Origin of the sequence: Corallococcus praedator, from assembly GCF_003612125.1 — a bacterium.
Lineage (GTDB): Bacteria > Myxococcota > Myxococcia > Myxococcales > Myxococcaceae > Corallococcus > Corallococcus praedator.
In genome coordinates, this window is sequence record NZ_RAWI01000537.1 from 1 (window position 1) to 5237 (window position 5237).

The window sequence follows — 5237 nt, forward strand, 5'->3', positions numbered from 1 at the left end:
GGCGGGCTCCGGGCTGACGCTGGAGAAGCTCAAGGGCGCCAAGGCGGCGTGGGTGGACCGCGATTCGGTGGCGGGCTACCTGCTGCCCAGCGCGTACCTGAAGACGCAGGGGCTGGAGCCGTCGCGGGCCTTCGTGTCGCAGCAGTTCACGGGCTCGTACCAGGGCGCGCTGGAGGCGGTGCTGGAGGGCAGGGCGGAGGTGACGAGCGTGTTCTGTCCGCCGGCCTCCACCGGGCTGACGTTCGCCACGGGCGTGGAGGACGTGCTGGGCAAGGGGATGGGTTCGCGCTTCGAGCTGCTGGCCTACACGGACGAGGCGCCCAACGACGGCGTGCCGGTGGCCATGGGGTTGCCGGCGCCGCTGGTGGCCTCGCTGGAGTCGGCGTTGCTGGGGTTGCCGGCCACGCCGGACGGTCAGGCGCTCTTGCGCGACATCTTCAACGCGGAGCGCTTCGAGGTCGCCCCGCGCATGGGATACCGCGCGCTGTACCGCGTGGCGCTGGCGAGCCTGTAGGCGCGGCGTTTCCGCAGCCGGCGGGGCAGGGCGCTCATGATGCGCCCGGGCCTACTTGTCTGAATCGGGGCCGTTGCCGCGCGTGGGGCGCCGGGCATTGGAGACGGAGCCCTCGGAGGAACGGGCGCCCTTCGCGGGCGCCTTGCCTCCGACGGAGTCCTCCGCCGCACGCACCGGCTTCGAGGCGGAACGGCTGTCGGCGGCACCTTCCAGCGCGCGCACCGGCTTCGAAGCGGACCGGCTGCCAGGGGCGCTCTCCGGAGCACGCACGGGCTTCGCGGGCGGCCTGAACTCCACGGGCCCTTCCGACGCCGGCTTCTCTCCCGTCCGGCCTGCGTCCTCGTCACCCCGAACGGGGCGCGTGTCCGCGTGGCTCAGGCCGGTGTTCTCCCGGGTGCGCACCGGCCGCGCTTCGGGACGGCTCAGGCCGGAGTTCTCCTTCGTGCGCACCGGCCGCTCCGGCGGACGGGCCACCCCGGCGTCCTCCGGCGAGGCCGCGGCCTTCGTCGACGACTGACTCACGGCGGACGGCTCCGGCGGAGGCGGCGGCTTCGCGGGCGCCTTGCCCTGGGCCGGCGGCGTCCCCGTCACCTTCGGGGCCGGGGCGCCCGGCCGGGCCATCAGGCGCGGGTCGAAGTAGATCATCGTCGGCTCGGCCGCGAAGCGCTCCTCCTCCAGCTCCTCCGCGTACACGTCGCGCATGAACGCGGCCAGGTGCGCGCTGGTGCCGTGCAGCTTCTCCTGCTGGAGGAACTCCTCCAGCGCCAGCTGCAGCTCGCCCGCGGTGGAGAACCGGTCGTCGCGCTTGCGCGCCAGCGCCTTGAACACGATGGCGTCCAGCGACTTGGGAATGCCCGGCACCGCCTCCGACGGCGGGACGATTTTAAAGCCCACCACCGCCTTGAGCGTGGCCATCTCCGACTCACGCTTGAACAGGCGCCCGTTGGTCAAGAGCTCGTAGAACACCGTCCCCAGCCCGAACACGTCCGAGCGCGCATCCAGCGGCTCGCCCCGCGCCTGCTCCGGGGACATGTACGCGTGCTTGCCCTTGATGGTGCCCACCACCGTCTGGGACAGCTTGCCCTGCGCCTTCGCCACGCCGAAGTCGATGAGCTTCACGCCGCCGTTGAAGCCCACGAGCACGTTCTGCGGCGACACGTCCCGGTGGATCAGCGACAGCTTGCGGCCGGACGGGCTGCGCGCGTTGTGCGCCGCGTCCAGCCCCGCCGCCGCCTCCGCGATGATGCGACAGCGCAGGCCCAGCGGGAACCCTCCCGGGTGCGCCGACGCGCGCGGCACCAGCGACCCCAGCGGCTCGCCGTGCACGTACTCCATGGCGATGTAGTACTGCCCGTCCACATCCCCCATCTCGTAGATCTGCGCGATGTTCGGATGGTTCAAGAGCGCCGCGATGCGCGCCTCGTCCAGGAACATCTGGAGGAACTCGTCGTCCTCCGACAGGTGGGGCAACAGCCGCTTCACCACCAGCAGCTTCTGGAAGCCCACCGGCCCCTTCTGCCGGGCAAGGTAGACGGCCCCCATGCCGCCGGTGGCCAGCTTGCGCAGCAATTCATAGCGGCCGAACGTTTCCACTCCGACCGTGACGATAGCCGCGCCCGCGCGGATCTCAAAAGTCCGTCACCCCGGAAAACGCGAACCGGGCCGGTCCCCCTGGGAACCGGTCCGGCCGCGCTGCGTCACGAGTCTTCGCGAACCCCCTACGGCGTCGGGGCGCAGATGCTGCGGTAGCGGATCTCCACGGACTGGCCCGGGGTGGGCACCGAGCCCTCGTTGAAGATGACCGCGTTGCGGCCCGCGTCGTACAGCCACTGGTTGCTGGGGATGACGCGGCCGTTCACGCGCACGCTCAGCTCCGCGGTGCCGTCCGGCTGGGCGGTGAGGGTGAAGTCGGCCTGCGGCTCACCGGCCTGCTGGATGATGGGGTCCAGGAACCCCCGGTAGTCGCCCTCGCAGATGGAGCCCACCGAACCGCCCGTGCCCTTGGCGACGGCGGCGAAGCGGTCCGCGCTGGCGCCGGCGGTGGTGCACGCGGTGCTGGTGGGGATGAGCGCGTGCAGGTTGCTGCGCTGGGACATGCCCGTGCCCTTCAGCGTCTGGAGGAACTGGATGTAGCTGTCCGGCTCGAAGCCCGAGTGGTCATCCTCGTCCGCCAGCACCACCACGGCCATGCGGGCCGCGGCGCGGGTGAAGCCCAGGTTGCCGTCGTTGGGCTGCGCGGTGCGCACGTCGTCGGCCTGCTCGGACAGCGGAGCGGACAGGCCCTGGCGCATCGTCTCCAGGCCCTGCACCAGGTTGTGGCAGAGGCCCACGCCCAGGTTGGACTGGATGGTGGGGGCCGCGTTGGCGCTGGTGCCGGACACGACGCGGGCCCGGCTGCCGTCCACCGGGAAGAGGCGACCGGCCTCACCGCCGTTGGCGCCGCCGCCGCACACGCCCGTGCGCTGCACGAGGCCGGTGCTGGTGACGCCCACGCGCACGTCCACGTTCAGCTCCTTGGCGCGCTCCAGCCAGCCGGGAATCGCGGCCTTCAGGCGCTGCTGGTAGGTGTCCATGGTGGTGGTGTTGGAGACCACGAAGAGCACGTCCAACTGGCTGTCGGTGCCCTGCGTGAAGCGGTCCACCTGGATGCCCTCGTGGTTGGTCTCCGCGAGCAGCGGGACGAGGAAGCCGTTGGGCTCCGTGTCCGCCCGCAGGTACATGGGGCTGAAGTGCTGGCCCAGCACGTTGCGGGCGTAGTTGACCTCCATCTCGAAGCCCTGGCCCGGCGCCAGCGTGACGGGCGCGGTGACGGGCGTCATCAGGGAGAACTGGTTGCTCGTGCCGTTGCCGATGACGGCGTCCGCCACGGTGAGCGGCTCGCTGCAGCGGTTGGAGATGAACGTCTTGCGAGGCTTCGCGGCGCAGTCGTAGCGGATGGGCCCGAAGTCCACGAAGGACGGCGTGGCCACCAGGCAGGACGCCTGCGACACGGCGTGGATGGGCAGCGTCACCGTGGGGAACGCGGGGTTGTTCACCGTGAGCTGGAGCTCGCCGTTGAACTCACCGCCCGTGGTGGGCGCCCGGAAGGAGATCATCGAGCTGAAGGCCGTGTCGTAGAGCACCACGCCGCCGGTGATGGGACCGCCGGGCATGGTGAACACGCCGCCGCCGTCGTTGGACAGGTGCACGTTCTTGATGGCGCACTCGGCCCGGCCGGGGTTGCGGAAGTAGAAGCCCAGCACCGCGCCGCGGCCCGGCGCCACGTTGGCGAACTCCAGGGACGGCTGGGGCAGCAGCTCATACACGCAGGGGCCGCTCGCACGGGCGCGGCCCGTGAGGGTGATGGCGCGCTCGGGCGTGAACAGGTCGTTGGACTGCACGTAGAGCGTGGCGGTGAAGGGCCCTTCCGTCTTGGGCTCGAAGTAGACCTTCAGCTCCAGCGCGTCGTCGCCCGGGGCAATCTGGAGGCCGTTGGCCTCCAGCGCGGGCCACGTGCCGCCCTTCCACGGGTAGTTCTGCGTGCCGCGCGTGGGCGTGGCCACGGCGAACTGCACCGCGTCGCCGTCGGCGCGCACGCCGGTGAAGGTGAGCGGGCCGTTGGTGCCGGCGTTGGTGATGCGGATGACCTGCTCCACCTTGCCGCCCACCGGCAGCTCGCCGAAGTCGAGCGCCACCGGGGCCACGGCCAGCGTGGGCCGGCCACCCCGAGCGTCCAGCATCACGCGCGCCTCACGCGCCTTGTCGGACGCGTACGCCACGGTGAGGTTGCCCACGTTGGGGCCGGAGAAGCGCGCGGCGAACTCCATCCGCATCTCCACCACCTCGCCCGGCTGCACCGTGGAGCCCTCGGGCTTGGACAGGGGCGAGAAGGCGCGGTCGCTGGTGGCCAGCGTGGAGATGGTGACGGGGCGCCAGGTGATGTTGCGCGCCCGGGTGAAGGACTCGGTGCGCTCGTGCACCGGGATTTCGTCGAAGGGCACCGGCGCCGGGTCGAACGCGAAGGCGCTCGCCACGGAGTTGCCCTTCAGGTCCACCACGGACGGGGTGCACGTCTCGCACGAGACGACTTCCAGGCGGGCGCCCATCTGCCCCAGCGCGCGCGGCAGGTACTTCGTGCGGATGACCTGGGTGGTGTTGGGCGGCACCGTGATGGTGTCCGGCGTGAACGGATCCGCCTGGTCGCCCGCGACCTTCAGCGTCAGGGGCAGGTCCACCGGGTTGGTGACGGTGACCTCCAGCACGCGGTCGCTGTCCACTTCCAGCGTCTCGTAGTCCAGCACCGGCGGGTACACGCCAATGGGCGTGGGCGTGCCCAGGCCGCGCACGGGGAGCTGGTGGGTGGAGCCCACGTTGGCGTCCGTCGTCACGCGCAGCGTCTCTTCCACGGCGCCTTCGGCCAGCGGGTGGAAGCGCACCTTCACCACGTGCGACTCGCCCGGCGGCACGCGGCCGCCGCCTTCGGTCAGCTCCACTTGATAGGACGGATTGTCGCCCAGCCCCAGCGCCTCCAGCGCGGAGAACGGCACGTAGCCCACGTTGCGGATGCGCACTTCGCGCTCACGCCATTCGCCCACCGGCACCTCTCCGAAGTCGAGCGCCTCCATGTCCAGCACCGCGGTGGCCTGCACCCCGCGCGTCTGGTCTTCTTCGTGACACGCCAGCGTCCCCGCGACCAGCGACGCCAACAGGACGAACCGACCCCTCCACCCCATCACCATTGTCC

Annotated in this window: 3 protein-coding genes; 1 reads left to right on the top strand and 2 read right to left on the bottom strand. The window is 71.2% G+C overall.

Going from position 1 to position 5237, the window contains the following annotated elements:
• Positions 1–514, top strand: a 514-nt coding sequence (locus D7Y13_RS38140; protein ID WP_147444560.1) for a phosphate/phosphite/phosphonate ABC transporter substrate-binding protein, incomplete at its 5' end; no start/stop codon positions are given.
• A gap of 51 nt (positions 515–565) precedes the next feature.
• Here D7Y13_RS38140 and D7Y13_RS48380 read toward each other — a convergent pair.
• Both D7Y13_RS48380 and D7Y13_RS38150 read right to left on the bottom strand, forming a co-directional pair.
• On the bottom strand, positions 566–2107 hold the full coding sequence (locus D7Y13_RS48380) for a serine/threonine protein kinase (protein ID WP_233596009.1): 1542 nt from the start codon (positions 2105–2107) through the stop codon (positions 566–568).
• A 125-nt stretch (positions 2108–2232) separates the two neighbouring features.
• Entirely contained in the window at positions 2233–5232 is a 3000-nt protein-coding gene (locus D7Y13_RS38150) for a choice-of-anchor D domain-containing protein (RefSeq protein ID WP_120531951.1), read from the bottom strand.
• Between the last annotated feature and the right edge of the window lie 5 nt (positions 5233–5237).